We start from the raw sequence: 19,952 nt of genomic DNA, 5'->3' as shown, positions 1-19,952 counted from the left end.
AAGGAAGAAGTTTACCAAAAGAATTATCCTGATTTCGATACGGCTTATAGAGAATTATTTCAATACATTGAAGCCTTCTACAATCGGAAGAGAATCCACTCGGCACTTGGGAACCGAACGCCCCTAGCCATTGAGCAAGCATACTTAGATCAAGCAGTCATTTAAGTTAGACGGAACCATAGGACGGTTAAATAGAAAGACTTTAGCTATCCTCATGGTTTCGGTAAATGTTCTAAAAAGCGTCAGCGGTTAGAACGTTTACCGAAACCTTGAGGCCTCAAAACGGGTCCATGTTTCATTAAGAAATTCTCTTAAATCGTGTCCAAGATATTGACGTAATACCAGATGGCACTCTTTATTACTCTGGCAGCTTCAGGCATTGCGCTGATGCTTAAAGCAGCTGTAGGGGTCGGTGCATTTGACGCCGCGACACAATCATTATCACTCGTTACCGGGATCAAGATAGGGACGATCGCTATGATCTTGAACCTGAGTTTTGTTGCAGGGCAATGGATCATCTTGAAGAAGGATTTTGGGTTTAGACACATGCTGCAAATACCACTCAGTATCTTGCTGGGGACGATGGTCAACTTTTTCTACTATGATTTCTTCGGTACGCTCGCTGTTGAAAGTTATATCCTGTCATTGATCATGTATGTCGTGGCCTTAGTCTTAGTTTCCTTTTCTACAGGTATCGTCATGGCCATCGATTTAGTAACGTTTCCCATAGAAAGCTTATGCATGTCGCTGGCTGAGATCATTCCATTCAAATTCGGCACCCTGAGACAGCTGTTCGATGTCTTAAGTGTCGTCCTCTCAGTAGTTTTGACTTTGATTTACGGATTAGCACCATCGATAAGGGAAGGAACGGTGATCGGCATGCTGATCTTCGGTCCTCTGATGGGCTTTTTTATCAATAAAGCACAGCCGATATTGAAGAAGAGTGGGATAGTCGAGAAAGTTAGAGCTTAGACGGATTTCTTTGGAAAAAATACAATGTATATTGATTGAAGACACCTGTTATTAAGGCAGGAACCGAACAGGATTAATCAGTAAAAAGACTTATTGCGATAAGTCTTTTTCTTTATAGATTAAGATGTGGAAATTGTCTAGATTAATTTTTTAAAAAAATTAAAATATGATAATCACTTTCTTTGATATTTATTACTTAACATAAAACTTTTGCTATAATTATATATAGATGTTTTTGTTTGTTACTATAAAGAAAATCATAAAGGAGTAAAATTATGGAACTTAATCAGAGATATGATCAGTTAATCAATCTCTTAAATAATATTAATACTGAAATCTCAAAAATAAATGATATTGACTTGGAGAATGAAGATCCGATTAAAAAATTACCTGATACTTTGTCTACAGTAATAATACGACTTAATACTGTAAACAGAGATTTTAATTCATACTCAGATCAGCTACGCACATTAGTTAATATAGTAATTAATAAATTTTATCAGCAGATTAATAATTCTATTGTTGGATATCACGCTGATAAATTAGAGAAGTATGCGAATATATACGACATTTTGAAATCTCTATTAAATGAATTGAATCGTATAGATTATTTATTATTAATTCGAGATAATAATGTAATATTAATAGGTGGAAATGGTGCCGGAAAATCTTCTTTTGCTAGTTATTTGAAAGATTCGATGTCAAATAACATTGTTGTTATACCAGCTCAGAAATTTCTTTTTTACAATAAAGTGATTAGCAGGCTCCACTTAACAACTAGGTTAATGATTAATAATATTCAAAAAGATAATCTTATTAAACGCGGAAAGTTCGAGAACTCTAACAACGATTATGATGTTAAACGTTTTATGGAGGAATTAACCGAGTTATTTTCCAAATTGGTGACAGTAATAGCAAATGAACAGACAATTGATGAACATAATTTAATGAAACAGAGTGAAATATCTCAGTCAAATAAAAACGAAACAATATTATATAAACTTAATAATTTGTGGAAAACACTTATTCCTGATATAGAGTTTGAACTCGATACTGTCAATAGAACATTAATTCCAAAAAAAGATGGTAAGGACTATTCACTAAATTCGTTAAGTGATGGTGAAAAAGCCATGTTATATTATATATGTCATGTTTTTTTAGCGGAGAGAAATAGTTTTATAGTAGTTGATGAGCCAGAGACTTTTTTAAATGTCTCTAATTTTAATCGTTTATGGGATACTTTAGAATCTTACAGGGAAGATTGCAAGTTTATATATATATCCCATGTTATTGACTTTATAATTACAAGATCAAATGCTGATTTACTTTGGTGTAAATCATTTAAATATCCAAGTGAATGGGAAATTAAAAATATAGAATCTGAAGAAGGTATATCTCAACAATTTCCAAAAGAGCTTCTTTCTGAGATATTGGGAGCTCGAAAACCTATCTTATTTTGTGAAGGAGAAAAAAATAGTTTAGATTATTACGTTTATACAAGTCTGTTTAGAAATGATGCAGTAATTTGTCCGGTAGGAGGACATACCTTAGTAGTTCAATATACTAAAGCCTATAATAATTCCCCTATTCTAAATTCAAATAAAGCTTATGGAATTATTGATTCTGATTTAATGACAGATAATGAAATTCAAAATTTAAAAAATAATAGCATTTATGTTTTGCCTTTTAACGAAATTGAAATGGTCTTTTTTGTTAAAGAAGTTATAAACAGAGTACTCAAAGATAATTTTTCCTCTGAAGAGATAACTGTCAAAATTAATCAATTTACAAGTAAGTTTTTTGAAATTGTTAAGAATAAAAAAATTGAAATTAAGGAGCAAAAAGTAAAGAAATATCTTAATACTCAATTGTCTAATTATCGTATTAATAATATGCAATCCGGAGATGCGATGATAAGCGAGATTAAAGGATGGTTAGACAATTTAAACATTAAAGATTTTGAAGATAAAGTTTTGTCAGATATTGACCGCGTTATTAATCAAAATGATTACGAAGGTCTTTTGAAAATTTCACCACAAAAAAAAGAGATATCTAAAGGATTAGCTAATTCATATTTAGATAGTCAATATGTACGGAAAGCAGTAAATCAAATAAAACTAGATGAAAAATTAACAATTGAATTAAAGACAAAGTATTTTAATGACATTAAATTCTTTTAAAGTAATGTAATCTGTTAACGTAGGATAATAACTGTATTGATATACAAATATTACTCCATTAATGAAGTGCTTTTATTTATATTGAATTTAATAATAAGCTAGTTAATTTTCCTGATTTAAATTTATTGCATAAAATTCACAAAACTCAATCGGAACCCGTTCATCTGGTCGCCGAACTTCTGTCCTTCCGATACGATAATATTCTCTTCCAGCAATTTAAATAGAATCGCATCCACTTCTTCTTTCGTTTTCCCCGGGAACCGGCAGTACAGATGAAAACCACCTTTTGCCGGTTGAAACTCTATAGTATCTCCATATTCGGCTCGCAGCCATGTCTCCATGCTGCGGGCTCTTTTTTGTAATTCGGTCGTTATTTTATCCTGATGCTCGTCCATCTCGGTGCGCAAGAAGTGGTCAGCCATGAACTGGGGGAGGAAGCTGAGTTCTGAGTCGGTCTGCAGGCGGATATCCGCCAGTTCTTTCAGTATAGTTTGGGGACCGATCATCCAGCCGATACGCAGATGATGACCGGCAAGTTTAGACAAGGTGCCCAGATAAATGACCTGTTGCTGCCGATCCATCTTTTTCAATGGACTGTTGTCGACGGACGCATCAAAGGTTAGACCGCCATAGGCATCATCTTCAACGATGGGGATGCGTTTCAGAAGGCAGTAATCGAGAATCTCTGTTTTCCTCTTAGGACTCATAACCAATCCGGTCGGATTTTGAAAAATCGGATTCAGAATAATCATTTTTATTGGATGATTGACGGAAGCTTCCTTTAATCCTTGTACAGTCATGCCTTCTGCATCCACTCGAATAGGAATGATGCGGAGCCCGGCTGCCTGAAACAGTCTCAGCGAATAAAAGTAGGACGGCGCTTCGATTCCAACAGCTTCCCCCGGCTTCAATAAGCCTTGAGAAATAAGGAACAGAGCATTCTGTGTCCCTGAAGTGATCATGATCTCTTCCAGCGGCACGGTCATCTGATACGTTTTTTCTAAATAGGACTGCACACTTTCCCTTAAAGAATGAATGCCGGTGTTCCGCGGGGTCTGTTCTTTTTCCTGCTGGACCAGTTCTTTCCAGGACAACTGAGGCGCCTTCAGTTCCGGCAGCAAGTCAGAAGGCAGGACACCTCGAGACAGGTCTAGAATCTTATCCGGTCTCTGTTCACGACGTTCATCAGCTGCCTTCTCGTACGCACTCTTCCTTTTTATACTGCCATTAGTCAACGAAGTTCCCCAGTTGATCAGCGGCTTTGTCTGCAGGCCCCATTTATCCGGATTCACATAGGTCCCGCTGCCTTTTTTTCTAATGAGCACGCCTTGAGCCGTCAGTTCCTCCATGGCCCGGATGACGGTCGACCGGTTCACATCCAGTGCTTCAGCCAGTTTCCGTTCAGAAGGCAGGCGGGTACCGGGCCCCAGTTCACCGGACTTGATTTTTTCTTCTGTCAAAAGCATGATCTCCTGATACAAAGGCAGTGTACCGTCTTGGCTGATACGCCACTTATCCATGGAATAATCTCTCCTTTAAATCTTTTCATCAGTGTACCACAAAATTGGATGGGTGGGATATAGTCCAATTGGTTGTAGGGTATAGAAGCTATCTTTTGTATACTTATAACCAGTAAGAGTAAAACACACATTCAGGAGGAATTAAAATATGAGTAATAGAAAAGTAGGAAGCGATAGAGTCAAGCGCGGCATGGCAGAAATGCAAAAAGGCGGCGTCATCATGGACGTGGTCAATGCCGAGCAGGCAAAAATCGCAGAAGCGGCAGGCGCCGTTGCGGTCATGGCTTTGGAGCGCGTCCCGTCAGATATCCGTCAAGCCGGGGGCGTCGCACGTATGGCCAACCCTAAAATCATCGAAGAAGTCATGAATGCCGTTAGTATCCCGGTCATGGCTAAAGCCCGTATCGGCCATATTTCTGAAGCACGCATACTGGAATCCATGGGAGTAGACTATATCGATGAAAGTGAAGTCCTTACCCCCGCGGATGAAGAGTTTCATTTGCTGAAATCAGAATACGTTGTGCCGTTTGTCTGCGGCTGCCGTGATCTAGGTGAAGCCTTGCGAAGAATAGGCGAAGGGGCATCGATGCTCCGTACCAAAGGTGAGCCGGGGACCGGGAATATCGTCGAAGCCGTGCGTCATATCCGTAAAGTGAATGGCCAGATCGCTAAGTTGTCCTCAATGTCTAATGATGAACTGATGACGTTTGCCAGAGATCTAGGTGCACCTTATGAATTAGTGAAAGAAGTGAAAGAGCTAGGCAAATTGCCGGTCGTCAACTTTGCGGCAGGCGGCGTAGCGACACCAGCCGATGCGGCCCTCATGATGAGCCTGGGTGCAGACGGTGTGTTCGTCGGTTCAGGTATCTTCAAATCAGATTCTCCGGAAAAATTTGCCCGTGCCATCGTCCGTGCTACAACAAACTATGAAGACTATGAATTACTAGCTGAACTGTCCAAAGATCTGGGCGAGCCGATGAAAGGGATTGAAATCAGCCATATAGGTGAAAAAGAAAGGATGCAGGAGCGCGGATGGTAAGAATAGAAAAAACAGTCGGTGTCCTTGATGTCCAGGGCGCAGTCAGAGAACACCTTCTGGCACTTAAAACACTGGGGGTCAAAGCTGTCTCCGTCAAACGTCCAGAAGATTTTGATGGACTGGATGGTCTGATCATCCCCGGCGGCGAATCCACAGCGATCGGCCGACTGATCCGAGAACAGGGACTGGAAGACCGTCTGCGTGCTTTTCATAACGAAGGCAAGGGGATTTTCGGGACCTGTGCAGGCCTGATCCTCTGCAGTACGGATCACAGTCACAAAACGAACGATCTGCGGCTTGGCTTTATCGATATGGACGTCGAACGGAACGGCTTCGGCAGACAAGTCGCCAGCTTTGAAATGCCGCTCAAATTTGAAGGCATCGATCAGGAAGTGGAAGCCGTCTTTATCCGCGCCCCTTACATCCAGTCTGTCGGTCCTGGCGTCAAAGTGCTGGCTTCTGTCGATGACAAGATCGTCGCCGCCGAACACGAGAACGTCCTGGTCACAGCGCATCATCCCGAACTGACTGAAGACTATGCAGTCTTGAATTATTTCCTGGATAAGTTTGTAGATGGATCGGAATTTAACGCATAATATAAAATCAGATAAGATAGTAAAAAGTCTTAGAAACGTAAATCTCAACGTTTCTAAGACTTTTTGTATAAAATGGACCGAGATGCTTATTCCGCAGAGTCCATCATCTCTTCCTGGATATCATATTCCATGAAATCTGTCTGGTCAGTGATGACTTCTCCGTCACTGGTTTGAATAATGATACGTGGGTGAGTGTTGCCGTCCGAGTAGTCCGATTGAAGGTAGAGCTGTCTGTAAAAGCTGTCCAGGAAAGCAGCAAGAAAATTATTGGTCATATCAGCATACTCTGAATCATCATTGGTCAGAGTGATCTCGATCGTGTCACCTGAGAAGTCGACATTATTGATCCTGACATCCATGTCCTCCTCTTCTTCATAATCTTCGTTAAAGCTGCGCTGCAGTTCAGTAAGACTGGCGTCAAATTCACTTCGAGTCAAATGAACATCATCCCAGTTTATTTCTTCAAAATCCTGATCCATGATGGCGCTCAAATCCACAGCCTCATCTGTATTCGCTTCGTCTTCGGTCGGCTCGCTGCTCATTTCCGTGTCTTCCTCAGCAGCATCTGTCTCGGTTTCCATATCGTCTTCAGCATTGTCTGAGTCCATTCCATCATCTGTCGTTTCTGAATCACCTTCAGATTCTTCAGTATCCGTGTCTGTTTCCATTTCTTCTGCCATATCTTCAGTCTCCGTTTCGACCTCTTCGTCCATATCGGTTACTTCTTCTGTCGCCGGATCGGTGGTCTCATCGTCCGCACCGCCACATGCACCCAGCAACAGAGTGCCTGCAATCATTAGTCCCCATCGTTTGCGCATGATATATACCTCCTCTGATTTAAAAAAAATAGGTGAAAATGGAATGGATGTATTGCCGTATGTTCAGAATGACGTGATCATGTTCAGTATTGAGGCAACGTATAATGGTCAGGCACAGGAGAAGGGGATCGCTCATGATTGGTCCGTCATTTTCCTGATTCGGTTCCTCTCAGTCTGAATCGCTGCCTGTTTTCATGGTGTCTTCAGCTTGATTTTCAGTTACGCCAGTCTTCCTCCGTTAATCCATTTTTATCTGCCTCTATCTCTATCACGACGTTTGTTTCACCATCAGCCTCTCCGTAGGTATCTGGAACAGGCGTTTCCCGTTCAGTATCGCAAGCGGCAAGCAGCAAGGTACTTACCATAAATAGACCTAGAACTGTTTTTTTCACGGGTATCCCTCCTTTTTTGTTATGTAAAAAAAATGATTGAAAAAGTGCTGGTTTTCCATAGTAAAGGATCAAGAGGATATCGGTAGCAGGTGACTTGTAAGCGTGCAGTTAGTAGGGATGTAAGCGAATGGACTGTCGTTGGTGTCTGTTGAAAGTAACTAAGTTAGGAAACTTATAGTTTAATCTTCTCACATTTAAAAGGGATTGTAAAAAGTAAGCCTTCTTTTATGGCGCTTTCCGCCCATATCACTTGTGACATTAAAAGGGGTTTTGTTAATATGAAATTAACGAATAGGGGGTGAAAAAGCTAGGAATGTATCAATCGATTTTGGTTGATAAGAAGTAGCTTTGGAAAAAAGAGGTGAGAATACCAGTAATCGATCTTTTTGACCAGTAACCATTGACCCAGACTTTTAGAAAGCGAGGCGAACAATGAAGATGAATACAAAAAGTAAGCTTTATACAGTGGTAACTTCCGCAGCGATCGCCGGAATGCTGTCTGTCGCAACACCTGTTGCTGCAGCTGAAACCTATACCGTTCAGTCAGGTGATACCTTGTCTGAGATCGCTCGGGACTACGGGACAACCGTTGACAGCTTAGCTTCCGCTAACAACATTTCAAATCCCAATTATATTGTCATAGGACAGACTTTAACGATACCGGGGACGAATGGCGAAAGTGACAGTGACGGCAGTGAAGACACTTCTTCCAGCAGCTATACCGTCCAGTCAGGGGACACGTTATCCGTAATTGCACGTGACTATGGCACAACAGTGGATGCTCTTGTTTCTGCCAACAATATTTCGAATCCTGATCTGATCTATGTCGGACAGGTACTGGAAATACCGGGAACGAACAGCGGCAGCGACAATGGCGGAAGTGACGGTGATTCTGGTTCGGACCAGACACCATCGGGCACGACCTATACCGTCCAGTCAGGTGACACCTTATCTGTGATTGCACGCGACTACGGCACTTCAGTTGATGCGCTGGTTGCAGAAAATAACATTTCAAACCCGAACCTGATCTATGTCGGACAAGTCTTGGAGATTCCTGGGACAAGCAGTGGGGACTCTGATTCCGGTGATTCTGATACAGCCCAATTCCCGACCTCACCGAGTCAAGTTTCGGCACCGACCTATATCGATGACATCCTGATCGTCAATAAAGGGATCCCACTGCCGGAAGACTATGCGCCAGGTGAAAATTCCTATGCCAGAGCTGAATTCGAGCTGATGAAAGATGATGCTGCGGCTGAAGGCATAACTTTAACGGCCTTCTCGACCTATCGAAGCTTTGACTATCAGGAAAGTCTGTACAATAATTATGTAGCCGAAGACGGTCAGACAGCCGCAGACAAATATTCTGCCAGACCTGGACACAGTGAGCATCAGACCGGACTGGCCTTTGATATCGGCGGATCTGATCCGGCTTATTATACGTCTGAAGCTTTCGCAGATAGACCTGCCGGCATCTGGTTGGCGGAGAATGCCCATGAGTATGGATTCATCCTTCGATATCCGGAAGATAAAGAACACATCACCGGCTATCAGTTTGAACCATGGCAGTACCGATTCGTTGGACGTCAAGACGCTCAGGACATTCATGACAGCGGACTGACATTGGATGAATACCTTGATGCGGTTTATCCAGATTATGGGTATTGATAGTCGGATAAGAACTGGATCGTCAGTTTAAACATTGATAGGTTAAGATATAAAGTAGAAGAGGTGGCCCATTCGTTAATGAATGGACCACCTCTTTTAGTCGTGTGTCCGGCAAAGTCCTACCATGATTCTGAGGTTTTTCCAGAAGAGAAGTCAGGGATGTCAGTGCCAATCCAAAATCAATACTGAAAAGTTGGCTTTAGTAAGTGAGAGATCATGCTATCTTAGTTTCTGTGAGTAATCATAGAAACTATGTCAAAATTAATGGATATCCCAGTAAGAGATGTCAGAGACTTTAAAACGCGATGGATCATTGATTGTCCTGTTAAATAAAAAAAGCGATGTGAATAGGGTACTCTTTCGAAATTACAAAAAAGCAAAAAATAAAGTGACACAAGTGTAACTTTAGTGTACACTTACATGTGTAAGTTATTTTTTATAAGAAAGAGGGATATTAATGACATTAGCATTAAAAGAACTCCTTTATTCAAAGGGGCGATTCATTATGATAGGGTTGATCATTGTCTTGATCTCCTGGCTGGTCTTTATTCTGTCCGGTCTGGGCACAGGTCTGTCAACTTTGTCAACAGGTGTACTTAGTCAGGCGGATTTTACAGGGATCGTATTTGAAGAGGGCTCAGAATACAGTTTGTCAAAATCCAAAATTTCTGGCTCACTATCGGAAGAAGTTTCAGCTCAGGAAGGCGTGTCGGATACGGCAGCGCTCAGTACGTTTAATACGTCTATTCGAAAAGCTGGTACAGCTAACTCAAACGAAAAGATTACAGATATCGTATTGATCGGCATTGCTCCAGATTCCTTTATGGAGCCTGATTTAGTAGAAGGGAATAGATGGAACGGGAGTGAAGAGAATCAGGTAATTGCAGATATTTCTCTAGAAAACGAAGGGTATGCCATCGGCGATTCGATTACGTTCAGTGGTACAGATAAAGAAGTGACGATTGTCGGCTTTACTAAGGATCAGACCTTATATCATCAATCATCACTGTATGTATCGATGGATAAGTTCCGAGATATACGGTTTCCTAATGCTGAATCTGCAAATGGCATAGAAAATGTCGTAAGTGGAATAGCTGTTCGGGGTGAGGATATAGATATGCAAGCACTAACTGAACCGGGATCCGGGATAGAATATGGAACAAAAGAAGAAACGATCAATGCGATACCAGGTTATGTAGCTGAAAATGCGACGATAACAATGATGCTTTGGTTCCTAATGATCATTTCAGCTTTTATTCTCGGCGTGTTTTTCTATGTGCTGACCAATCAGAAAACCCATCAGTTTGGCGTGTTGAAAGCCATAGGCGGAAGCAATGGATTCATCGTACGTTCTGTGATTTCTCAAGTCTTTTTTCTGGCTCTGATCAGTATTCTTCTCGGTATTGGTCTGACCTCTCTGACTGTACTGATTTTACCTGAAACGATGCCATTCCAGCTGGAGGCAGAAATGGTCAGTATATATAGTCTCGTTCTACTGGGCATCAGTATTTTGAGTTCGCTCTTTTCAGTAGCCAGAATTTCAAAAATAGATCCATTGACAGCTTTAGGGAGGGCAGAATAATGACAGGTATTCAATTGAAAAATGTTACAAAACGTTATAAAGAAAATCAGTTTGAAATTACAGCATTAGAAGATGTTTCTGTAAACATTGAAGCGGGTGAATTTGTGGCTATAGTCGGCCCTTCTGGATCAGGAAAAAGTACCTTTCTGAGTATTGCCGGTGCGTTATTGAAACCGACTGAAGGTCAAATATTGATCAATAGTAACGACATCACTCACTTTGATGAAAAAAAATTATCTTCTGTGCGTTTGAATCAAATTGGATTTATTCTTCAGACAGCGAATTTGATCCCTTATCTTACTGTTCTGGATCAATTGCTGATTGTAAAAAAAATGCAGGGGTCAGTTTCTAAAGCCGATAGGATCTTTGCCTTAGAGTTACTAAAAGATTTAGGGCTGGCAAACAAAGAGAATAAATTTCCAAATGAATGTTCCGGAGGGGAACGACAGCGTGTGGCAATAGCGCGGGCATTTATGAATGATCCGGATATTATACTGGCAGACGAACCAACCTCAAGTCTGGATACAAAACGTGGACATGAAGTGGTTCAGCAAATGGCAGAACAAGTGAAAATGCGAGGAAAAGCAGCGATAATGGTTACTCATGACGAAAGAATGTTGGACTATTGTGACCGTGTCTACCGGATAGTGGATGGGAAGCTGACAGAAGAAAATCATCTAGCTTGAGCATGAAAACTGAAAAGAAAAGCCATTCAAACATTAACCTTTGAATGGCTTTTCTTTATGATTGCTGTTTTGAATATTTTTGTCTCTCTGAAACATACCGTGTGCAAGAATCTCCCGGATATGTCGAGCGCGTTCCGATGCCGATAAACCGGAACGGTCTTCGATCATCACACTATGAAAAATCATAGAAATCAATAAAGAAGCAGGTACCGAGGTCCTGAAATAACCTTTTTCCTGTCCGGTCATAATAAAGGCTTGAATATGGTCGAGCATGATTTTGTGAAGGTACTTTGAAACGTTGTCTTTATCTTTTAACAGTTTACCCTGGAGTTGAAGCTTTTGAAGGAACATTATGGACAAGTGGTGAACATCACTGTAATTAAAGATCAGTTGAAACATTTGATTGAAGTGTTCTTCTACATCTTCAGACCATTTCATCTCTTCGAATTCAGTCAGGAATTTGTTCATTTCTAAAGTGAGATAGTCATTGATCAAATCATCTTTATTGGAATAGTATTTATAAATAGCTGTACGAGAAACGGCTAGGTTATCGGCCAGTAAGCCAAAAGAGAATTGGTCATACCCCTTTTCCATAAGTAGATGATGGGTTTGACTGTACAGGTCTTCCAGGGTGATTTTCTTTTTACGAGTCATACGGAGCATCCTTTCGTATGGTTTCTTCTATTGTACCATTTGAAAAAAAATTGCACAGCCGTTTTTCAGTTCAAAAAACCAAAATATAAGAAATATAAAAGTATAAAACCTTTATGCTGCAGATATGAGAAAGAAAGAACTAGTCTGGAGCAGCATATCCTATTCTCTTCATTAATTTACAGAGCTGTATTCCCGATACTCGAGAAAAGAAAGTAATCGATTTTAAAAAGTATAGCAGAATCTTAGTCTTTTCTGCAGTGGGCATTACCAAATACTCTTATGTCAAGTGAGACGCTATTATAACTGAGCGGTCATTACCTATGCTTGCCCAGACAAGCAGTATTGCAGAAAAAATCAAAGTAGGGTCTGAAATCAGAAGTCTGTTTAAACAGTAACGTGAAATTAATCAATAGACATACTGTCACATCCAGGAGTGAATTTCCTCGAATTGACGGTATTTTTTTCTTTATTATGTTTTCCACCCAGTCCTTTTTTTTCAGGTTGACTTCTCCAGCATGAATATTAAGCGGTTCAGGACTCAAAAAGACCCCGATTTAAATTTACAATGATAAATAAAAAAGGGTATAATAATAAAATAACTTTATTATTCTCATGTAGTTTTTTGAAAGGAGCTTTTTCATGACACCCAATAGAATAGGGTTTAGTTTTTTGATCATCGGCGCGTTTCTTCTTGCCGGTAAGTTAATACGTACACGGACGAAGTGGTTACAGAATTTATTTCTACCCAGTTCGATCATTGGAGGGTTCCTAGCCTTATTCCTGGGCCCAGATGTATTGGGGCGCTTGACTTCTCAGTTTTTAAACGAAGCTTCGATCTTTTATAACGGACTGATTCCAGGATTTATATTAGACGTATGGCGTCCCTTGTCCGGCTTGTTCATTAACATTATCTTTGCAGCCTTATTATTAGCGAAGCCTGTACCGGGGATAAAGAAAATATGGAATAATGCCGGCCCCCAAATCGTAATGGCCCATACAGTGGCCTGGGGTCAATACGTGGTGGGGTTACTGCTGGTCTTGTTTGTATTAACTCCGGTCTTCGGAACAGACCCGCTTGCAGGTGCCCTGATCGAAATCGCCTTTGTCGGTGGACACGGAACGGCAGCAGGTTTATCGGATACGTTTGCCTTGCTCGGCTATCCGGAAGGTGCTGATTTGGCCTTAGGTTTAGCTACCGTCGGGATTTTTGGAGGAGTCGTCTCCGGGATCGCCATTATTAATATCGGGTTCCGCAAAGGGTATGCCAAACCGCTGGACGAAAAACCGACCTTCTCTGATGAAGAAAAAGAACAGATCGCTGAATCTTATGGTTACGATATTGAACAAGATGTCAAACATGCCAAGGCCATCGAACCCTTAGCCTTTCACTTATCATTGATTGCTGTGGCGATTCTGTTTGGGTACATCTTCCAACAGGCGCTGATCCTGCTCGAAGCCTACACGTGGGGAGCATGGACGGATGTCTATCTCTTCACCTATATGCCGCTGTTCCCGCTGGCAATGATCGGAGGGATCATCGTCCAGATGATTTTTGCCAAGCTGAACTTGCGTAATTATATCGACCCAAATATAGTCAGTATGATGTCAGGTTTTGCCTTGGACGTTCTACTTGTCTCTGCACTGGCTACCTTGTCCTTAGACGTCATCGGCGACAATATCGTCCCATTCCTGCTGATATCAGGAGCAGGGATCGCCTGGAATCTGTTTGCATTCCTGTACTTGGGACCGCGTATGATCCCCGATCACTGGTTTGAACGAGGACTCGGAGATTTCGGGCAGTCGACTGGTATGGCAGCAACGGGTTTACTCTTAATGAAGATCGCTGACCCTGATAACAGAACACCCGCCTTGGAAGGGTTCGGATACAAGCAGATCATGTTTGAACCGTTCGTTGGTGGGGGACTGGTGACTTCAGCATCGCTCCCATTGATTTATCAATTTGGTCCGGTGACCTTCCTGATCATCACTTCAGTGGTAACTCTGTTCTTCCTGATTTTCGGATTGATAAAATTCAAACCGAAAAGACTGCCAAACAAACCATAAATAAAAGCCTCTCCATTGTGGGGAGGTTTTTATTTGCAAGCGACCCTAGACTGAATTTTAAAAAATAAGAATATAAATATGACAGCGAAACATGATACACTTGAACTACTTTAGCGTGGCTACAGCAAAAATTTACGTTTATATCCAGTCTTTGTTAATGCGACCGGCTTTACTTTATAAAGAAACTGGATGCCTTGCTGTTTAAATTAGCTTTCTTTATGTTGCAATAATTTTCATCCGGCATATGACAATTGATCAAGAAAAGGAGTACACTAATGCTGCACTTTCAAAAAAACAATGTAACTGTCTTTCAAAGTTCACTATATAAAACGACGTCCGCTGTTATACGATCAGACGAAGCAGTGATTATGACCGATCCGACTTGGCTGCCGCATGAAATCGAGGAAATCAAGCAGTACATAAAAAAGCATAGAGGAAATCGTCAGCTTTACATTATCTATACCCACAGCGATTTTGACCATATCATCGGTGCCGGAGCATTTCCGGAAGCTACGGTTATTGCCTCGGAAGAATTTCAGATGAATACAAGGAAAGCGGAGATTCTAAAAGAAATCCGCGATTTTGATCAGGAGTATTACATCGAACGTGAATACGCCCCGGAATATCCGACTGTTGATAGAGTAATAAGAAAGGACGGGGATAAGCTGATACTTGGTGATATCACGTTGACCTTTTACAAAGCGCCAGGCCATACGGATGATGGCTTGTTTACAGTCGTTGAACCATGGGGAATATTTCTGTCGGGAGACTACATGTCAGACGTGGAGTTTCCATTCATCACGAGCAGCTATCAGGACTACGTGAAAACAGTGGATAAAGCACGTTGGCTGACAGGCCATCACGATATCAAAGTCCATGTGCCTGGGCACGGCAACGTCACAGATAAGAAAAAAGAAATACATGACCGGATCGATTTTTCAGTGGAATATTTGAAGAGGTTAAAAGAAGAAGACCGCACACTGGAAGAGGAGCTGAAAGATACCTTTCGCTTTTATGAAGGCATGAGAGCGAGACATACAAAAAATTTCGAGCATACCAAAAAAGAAACTAACGGGTAAATTCTCTCTTACACGACGGATATCTGCAGATAGACAAAAAGAAATGGCGGATTATGGTCTTGGCCGTCATCCAGGCTGCATAAAAAGGGATTTGAAGGTATTAAACTTCAAGTCCCTTTTTATAGACTATCAATAGTAAAGATGAGATTGATTAAACCAGACAAATGCATGGATATTGATATCGAAACAGAAGCGTGTACCTTACTGATAATGATAGCTATCTGTTTAAAAGCTCTACAGCAAAGTACTATCCTTACTCCTCTTTGAAATCTTCCTTCACAGGCAGCCATTCGTCAATGTTGTAGATGATCTTGGGAATGATGAAGTAGTTGATCACTTCGACTCCTTCAGTTTCCGGTAGTGTTTTGTTGATAAAATTATACATGTTTTCATTATCTAAAAAACGCGTTTCAATAGATAGATTCGCCTTGCCCCAGCCTGTGGCTATATAGCAGACATTGGGGTCGGCCTTGCATTCCTCCACGAAATCGTTATAGACGGCTTCGTCAACTTTTAGATTGATATCCGCAATGGCGTTGTATCCGAAACTGCTGGGATCCACAATGGTGGTGATCCGAAGGGTGTCGTCCTCGATCAGTTTTTCGATCCTTCTGCGCACTGTACGCTCATTGACATCTATTTTTCTAGCAATTTTTGCGACAGATTTTCTAGCATCTTTAGAAAGTTCCTGTATGATCTTATAGTCGATCTGATCATAGTTTTTCTCTTTTTTTGTCATAATTGTGTTCTCAGGCAGATGAACTGAGAACTATCCTCCTTTGCATGAAGTAAGCTCACTCCAATAATAGCACGAATCTTCGTGCTAAAACAAACAATAATACATAAAAATACAAACAAAATGTCCGAATTTGACATTTTTGTATATAAAAAAAGACATAAAAAATGTAAAAATTACATCATATCAGTTGACTTTCTGACTCGTTAAGAATAAAATCTAGTTAATAAGATGTGAAATTACGAACAAGCTTGAAAGGAGGGAGTTAAATTGTGTCTGTCAACAATGTTGTCCCACTAGCAATCATCATTCTCTTTGTCGGCAGTCTGATTGCCGTAGGTAAGATTGCCAGCAGACGGGTAAAGAGTACAGAGGACTATCTGGTTGCCAGTAGAGGGGCGCCTTTATTCCTGGTCGTGGGGACTGTGTTTGCCACGTTCTGGGGTGGAGGAACGGTTATCGGAGGTACAGGCGCTGCTTTCCAGGATGGCCTTTACGGCGTTATAGAAGATCCGTTTGCTGCCGGTTTGTCCCTGATCATCATCGGCCTGTTTTTCGTGAAAACACTAAGACGTTTGAAAATAAATTCCATCGGTGAGATTTATACACATCGTTTTGGAAGCGCTACCGGATATATCGCTTCTGCTGTAATGATCCCCACGTTTGTCATCTGGACAGCGGTCCAGTTGCTGGCTGTCGGTAAAATCCTTTCGGTCTTATTCGATTTGAATTTTTATCTGAGTTATGTCATTGCAATGGTGGCAGTGGTTTCCTTCACCTATATGGGCGGTCTGTTAGCTGTCATTTGGACAGATTTCATTCAGATGATCCTCATTTTTATTGGACTGATATTGCTGCTTGTGATCGGTTATAACGCGGCGGGTGGTATAGAGAACATTGCTGCACATACACCAGAGGACTTCTGGCAGTTCGTTCCTTCCGAAAAAGGTCTGATGCCTTGGGTCACTTACGTATCTATGTGGGCCGGTATGGCTCTCGGCAATATTCCAAGTCCGGATATAGCACAGCGTGCCCTGATGGCAAAAGATGCCGGAACAGCCCAGAGAGGGATGATCATTTCAGGTAGTCTGTACTGGACATTCGGTCTTATCCCCGTGTTTCTGGCTTTGATCGGGCATACGCTGATCAGCAGCGGGATGATCGACGGCAGTTTGATCGCGCAGGACAGTGAACTACTGATTCCGTTTTTAGCTAGAGAGTTATTGAATCCGGTATTGCTTGGCATTTTTGTTGCCTCACTGATCGGTGCCGTTTTATCAAGCGCCAGTACGTCTCTGTTTGCGACTGCCGTCATCTTTTCGAATGATATCATCTACCCTATATTTCTGAAAAATAAACAGCAGCAAAATATGGACCAGAATTATTTACTGAGAATCACGCGTTACAGTGTTATTCTAACTGGTGCTTTAGCTGCACTTATCGGATTGTCAAGTTCCAACATTTACGACATGACTGTCTTTGCCTTCACACTGCAATTCGGCGTCTTGTTCTTCCCCTTCATTGTAGCATTGAAAGCAAAGTGGGCCACATCGTATGGCGTCATGGCGGGGATGATCGGCGGACTGCTGGTTAATGTACTGGGAGGAGTGATACAAGGGACGATTATTCCAGAACCGTGGGAGTTTTTCACACTGGTCCCACCGCTTGTCAATATCCTGCTAATCGTGGTTGTTTCGGTATTTACCAGAAAGAGGGATCAGTCAAGACCATTAGAGGAATTATACATTTAAAAATATTAAAGGAGCGATCGATATGAAAAAGCCATCATCCAGTGCCACAGATTTAAATAAAAAAGAATTGAAGCATATGCTCACTATGAATGATTTCACAAAAGCAGAAATCGACAGCATGCTTGAACTGATGACATTGCTGAAAGATGCCAGAAGAGACAATGCCATTCCGGAACTGTTTAAAAATAAAACAGTGGGGATGATTTTTGAAGCCGGCTCGACACGTACACGCGTCTCGTTTGAAGCGGCAGCGACACTGCTGGGCGGACATGCGATTTTTCTATCCAAATCGGATATCCATCTGGGGTCAAAAGAAACCGTTGAAGATACGGCTAGAGTGCTGTCCCGCATGTGCGATCTTATAGTAGCCCGTACCAACAGTGGTGAAACGACTCAAAAACTGACGGAATCGGCCACGGTCCCAGTGGTCAACGGACTCGATACGGTGTACCATCCTACTCAGATGTTAGCGGATATCTTTACCATGATGGAACATTTACCGGAAGGGAAAATGCTCACCGATCTGACCGTTGCCTTTATGGGGGATGCCACTGATGTCTGCCGTTCCTTGCTGCTGACCTGTACGAAATACGGCATCGGATTTAAACAGATCGGACCCAAAAAGTATCATATGGAAGAGGAATGGCTGAGAATGGCCGATGAAAACTGCAAGAAATCTGGTGCGCACTATGAGATCACGGAAGATATCAGCAAAATTTCAGAATGTGAAGTCGTATACGGCGACAGCTTCTACTGGACTACTCAGATGGATGAAAAAGAGGAACGTCTTGCCGCGTTCATGCCTGATTATGTCATTACAGAAGAACTGATGCAAAGTGCTGCACCCGGAGCAATGCTGCTGCATTGCCTGCCGGCCAATGACAAGGAAGAAATCACGAGAGAAGCTCTGGAAGGGGATTACAGCGTGGCCTTCGATCAGGCAGAGAACCGCCTGACTGCTCAAATGGCGATCCTTGTTTACTTCACTCATCGCTATATAAAAGAGCCGTCTGAAGAGCTTGCAGATAAACATCAGCGTAATATCCGATCATTCATGGAGAAACTATAAAGACTGAAAAAAGGAGGAAAGCCAATGGTAAAAAGTTTGTCAGGGACGCCTAAAAAAGACGGGTTTTGGATGCCGGGGGAATTTGAACGGCATGAAGGATGCTGGATGATCTGGCCGGAACGGACAGATAACTGGCGGTTGGGCGGGAAGCCGGCACAAAGAGTTTTTGCTGAAGTCGCCAATACAATTGCAGAATATGAGAAGGTAACGATGTGTGTCTCCCCAGGTCAATTTGAAAATGCGCGGGATATGCTGAAAGAAAACGTACGGGTCGTGGAGATGTCTGTGAATGACTCTTGGATGCGCGACAGCGGGCCGACTTTTGTGAAAAATGATGCCGGAGAAGTCAGGGGTGTGGACTGGCGCTTCAATGCTTGGGGAGGGTTAGTGGATGGCTTGTATTTTCCGTGGGACAAAGACGATCAAGTGGCACGAAAAGTCTGTGAAATAGAAAATATCGGCTACTATTCATTGGAAGACTTCGTTCTGGAAGGGGGATCCATCCATACTGATGGAGAGGGGACAGTTATCGTAACAGAAGAATGTCTGCTCCATGAAAGCAGGAACCCCAAGTTAGACAAAATGGGAATCGAAACTAAATTAAAAGAGTATTTGGGAGCAGAGAAAGTGCTTTGGATTCCTGAAGGGATATATCTTGATGAAACCAATGGTCATGTGGATAACATCATGCACTACTGCGCTCCGGGCGTCATCGTGCTTGCCTGGACGGATGAAGAGGAAGATCCGCAGTATGCAAGGTCTAAACGCGCATTTGATTATTTATCAAACGAAACAGATGCCAGAGGGCGAAAGCTGGATATCCATAAATTACACATCCCAAATGAGGTTTTGATCACTAAAGCAGAAAGCGAAGGGGTCGACAAGGTTGATGGCACCTTACCCAGACAGGAAGGAGACCGTCAGGCTGCGTCATATGCTAACTTTTATATTGCAAACGACGCTGTTATCCTCCCGTTGTTCAACGACGAGAAATATGACCAGAATGCTAAAGATGTCTTGAGTGAAGTGTTCCCTGATAGAGAAGTACGCGGGATCTATGCTCGGGAAATACTTTTAGGCGGCGGGAATATCCATTGCATCACTCAGCAGCAGCCGTTAGCTGAGAAAAATAATGACTGATAGATA

Annotated in this window: 19 protein-coding genes; 14 read left to right on the top strand and 5 right to left on the bottom strand. The window is 41.9% G+C overall.

Annotated features, from left to right (window positions below):
* The 3 genes from BMX84_RS08840 to BMX84_RS08830 all read left to right on the top strand — a co-directional run.
* Nucleotides 1-165: IS3 family transposase (locus tag BMX84_RS08840; RefSeq protein ID WP_143058704.1), on the top strand; the 165-nt coding region annotated here is incomplete at its 5' end.
* Between the two features lie 180 nt (nucleotides 166-345).
* Nucleotides 346-972, top strand: a complete 627-nt coding sequence (locus tag BMX84_RS08835; RefSeq protein WP_091488980.1) for a YczE/YyaS/YitT family protein — start codon at nucleotides 346-348, stop codon at nucleotides 970-972.
* A gap of 275 nt (nucleotides 973-1,247) precedes the next feature.
* Nucleotides 1,248-3,152, top strand: coding sequence for a DUF4435 domain-containing protein (locus BMX84_RS08830; RefSeq protein WP_091488979.1), 1,905 nt, complete (start codon nucleotides 1,248-1,250; stop codon nucleotides 3,150-3,152).
* 122 nt (nucleotides 3,153-3,274) lie between these two features.
* Here the strand turns inward: BMX84_RS08830 and BMX84_RS08825 are convergent, their stop codons facing one another.
* Nucleotides 3,275-4,672 (bottom strand): aminotransferase-like domain-containing protein, encoded by a 1,398-nt coding sequence (locus BMX84_RS08825; protein WP_091488977.1) that lies wholly within the window; start codon nucleotides 4,670-4,672, stop codon nucleotides 3,275-3,277.
* Nucleotides 4,673-4,820: 148 nt separating this feature from the next.
* On the opposite strand from BMX84_RS08825, the gene pdxS reads away from it, so the two are divergent.
* Both pdxS and pdxT read left to right on the top strand, forming a co-directional pair.
* Nucleotides 4,821-5,711, top strand: coding sequence for a pyridoxal 5'-phosphate synthase lyase subunit PdxS (gene pdxS / locus BMX84_RS08820; RefSeq protein WP_091488976.1), 891 nt, complete (start codon nucleotides 4,821-4,823; stop codon nucleotides 5,709-5,711).
* The gene (gene pdxT, locus BMX84_RS08815; protein WP_091488974.1) at nucleotides 5,705-6,307 is read left to right on the top strand and encodes a pyridoxal 5'-phosphate synthase glutaminase subunit PdxT; all 603 of its coding nucleotides are present in this window, start codon (nucleotides 5,705-5,707) and stop codon (nucleotides 6,305-6,307) included. The genes pdxS and pdxT overlap by 7 nt, the downstream gene beginning before the upstream one ends.
* 86 nt (nucleotides 6,308-6,393) lie before the next feature.
* Here the strand turns inward: pdxT and BMX84_RS08810 are convergent, their stop codons facing one another.
* On the bottom strand, nucleotides 6,394-7,125 hold the full coding sequence (locus tag BMX84_RS08810; protein WP_091488972.1) for a hypothetical protein: 732 nt from the start codon (nucleotides 7,123-7,125) through the stop codon (nucleotides 6,394-6,396).
* 43 nt (nucleotides 7,126-7,168) lie between these two features.
* Between BMX84_RS08810 and BMX84_RS12795 the strand changes: the two genes are divergently transcribed.
* Complete coding sequence (locus BMX84_RS12795; protein ID WP_281282303.1) at nucleotides 7,169-7,303, top strand: hypothetical protein; 135 nt, start codon at nucleotides 7,169-7,171, stop codon at nucleotides 7,301-7,303.
* 37 nt (nucleotides 7,304-7,340) lie between these two features.
* On the opposite strand, the gene BMX84_RS12525 is transcribed toward BMX84_RS12795, so the two are convergent.
* Entirely contained in the window at nucleotides 7,341-7,517 is a 177-nt protein-coding gene (locus BMX84_RS12525; RefSeq protein WP_177165523.1) for a hypothetical protein, read from the bottom strand.
* A 432-nt stretch (nucleotides 7,518-7,949) separates the two neighbouring features.
* On the opposite strand from BMX84_RS12525, the gene BMX84_RS08805 reads away from it, so the two are divergent.
* The 3 genes from BMX84_RS08805 to BMX84_RS08795 all read left to right on the top strand — a co-directional run bounded on the left by BMX84_RS08805 (nucleotide 7,950) and on the right by BMX84_RS08795 (nucleotide 11,453).
* Nucleotides 7,950-9,185 (top strand): LysM peptidoglycan-binding domain-containing protein, encoded by a 1,236-nt coding sequence (locus BMX84_RS08805; RefSeq protein ID WP_091488971.1) that lies wholly within the window; start codon nucleotides 7,950-7,952, stop codon nucleotides 9,183-9,185.
* A gap of 457 nt (nucleotides 9,186-9,642) precedes the next feature.
* Nucleotides 9,643-10,767, top strand: a complete 1,125-nt coding sequence (locus BMX84_RS08800) for an ABC transporter permease (protein WP_091488969.1) — start codon at nucleotides 9,643-9,645, stop codon at nucleotides 10,765-10,767.
* Nucleotides 10,767-11,453, top strand: a complete 687-nt coding sequence (locus BMX84_RS08795; protein ID WP_091488967.1) for an ABC transporter ATP-binding protein — start codon at nucleotides 10,767-10,769, stop codon at nucleotides 11,451-11,453. Before BMX84_RS08800 ends, BMX84_RS08795 begins: the two co-directional genes overlap by 1 nt.
* Nucleotides 11,454-11,486: 33 nt before the next feature.
* Here BMX84_RS08795 and BMX84_RS08790 read toward each other — a convergent pair whose 3' ends face one another.
* Nucleotides 11,487-12,107, bottom strand: coding sequence for a TetR/AcrR family transcriptional regulator (locus BMX84_RS08790; RefSeq protein ID WP_177165522.1), 621 nt, complete (start codon nucleotides 12,105-12,107; stop codon nucleotides 11,487-11,489).
* Nucleotides 12,108-12,746: 639 nt separating this feature from the next.
* Between BMX84_RS08790 and BMX84_RS08785 the strand changes: the two genes are divergently transcribed.
* The gene (locus tag BMX84_RS08785) at nucleotides 12,747-14,171 is read left to right on the top strand and encodes a sodium/glutamate symporter (RefSeq protein ID WP_091488964.1); all 1,425 of its coding nucleotides are present in this window, start codon (nucleotides 12,747-12,749) and stop codon (nucleotides 14,169-14,171) included.
* Nucleotides 14,172-14,446: 275 nt separating this feature from the next.
* Entirely contained in the window at nucleotides 14,447-15,250 is an 804-nt protein-coding gene (locus BMX84_RS08780; RefSeq protein ID WP_091488962.1) for an MBL fold metallo-hydrolase, read from the top strand.
* A 253-nt stretch (nucleotides 15,251-15,503) separates the two neighbouring features.
* On the opposite strand, the gene BMX84_RS08775 is transcribed toward BMX84_RS08780, so the two are convergent.
* Nucleotides 15,504-15,989, bottom strand: coding sequence for an Lrp/AsnC family transcriptional regulator (locus BMX84_RS08775; RefSeq protein WP_091488961.1), 486 nt, complete (start codon nucleotides 15,987-15,989; stop codon nucleotides 15,504-15,506).
* Between the two features lie 269 nt (nucleotides 15,990-16,258).
* Here BMX84_RS08775 and BMX84_RS08770 point away from each other — a divergent pair, with 269 nt between their 5' ends.
* From BMX84_RS08770 to aguA, 3 genes are read left to right on the top strand one after another with little or no spacing between them, the layout of a single operon-like run.
* Nucleotides 16,259-17,737 carry a sodium:solute symporter family transporter gene (locus tag BMX84_RS08770; RefSeq protein WP_177165521.1) on the top strand — a complete coding sequence of 493 codons (1,479 nt, stop codon included), beginning with the start codon at nucleotides 16,259-16,261 and terminating at the stop codon, nucleotides 17,735-17,737.
* 22 nt (nucleotides 17,738-17,759) lie between these two features.
* A complete protein-coding gene (gene argF / locus BMX84_RS08765; protein WP_091488958.1) occupies nucleotides 17,760-18,806 on the top strand; it encodes an ornithine carbamoyltransferase in 1,047 nt (348 codons plus the stop codon).
* Nucleotides 18,807-18,830: 24 nt separating this feature from the next.
* The gene (gene aguA / locus BMX84_RS08760; protein ID WP_091488956.1) at nucleotides 18,831-19,946 is read left to right on the top strand and encodes an agmatine deiminase; all 1,116 of its coding nucleotides are present in this window, start codon (nucleotides 18,831-18,833) and stop codon (nucleotides 19,944-19,946) included.
* The last annotated feature ends 6 nt before the right edge of the window (nucleotides 19,947-19,952 follow it).

The organism is Alkalibacterium putridalgicola, assembly GCF_900109825.1.
GTDB classification, from domain to species: Bacteria; Bacillota; Bacilli; order Lactobacillales; family Carnobacteriaceae_A; genus Alkalibacterium; species Alkalibacterium putridalgicola.
The sequence above is the reverse complement of the archived record's forward strand: the minus strand, read 5'-3'. Positions and strand labels throughout refer to the sequence as shown.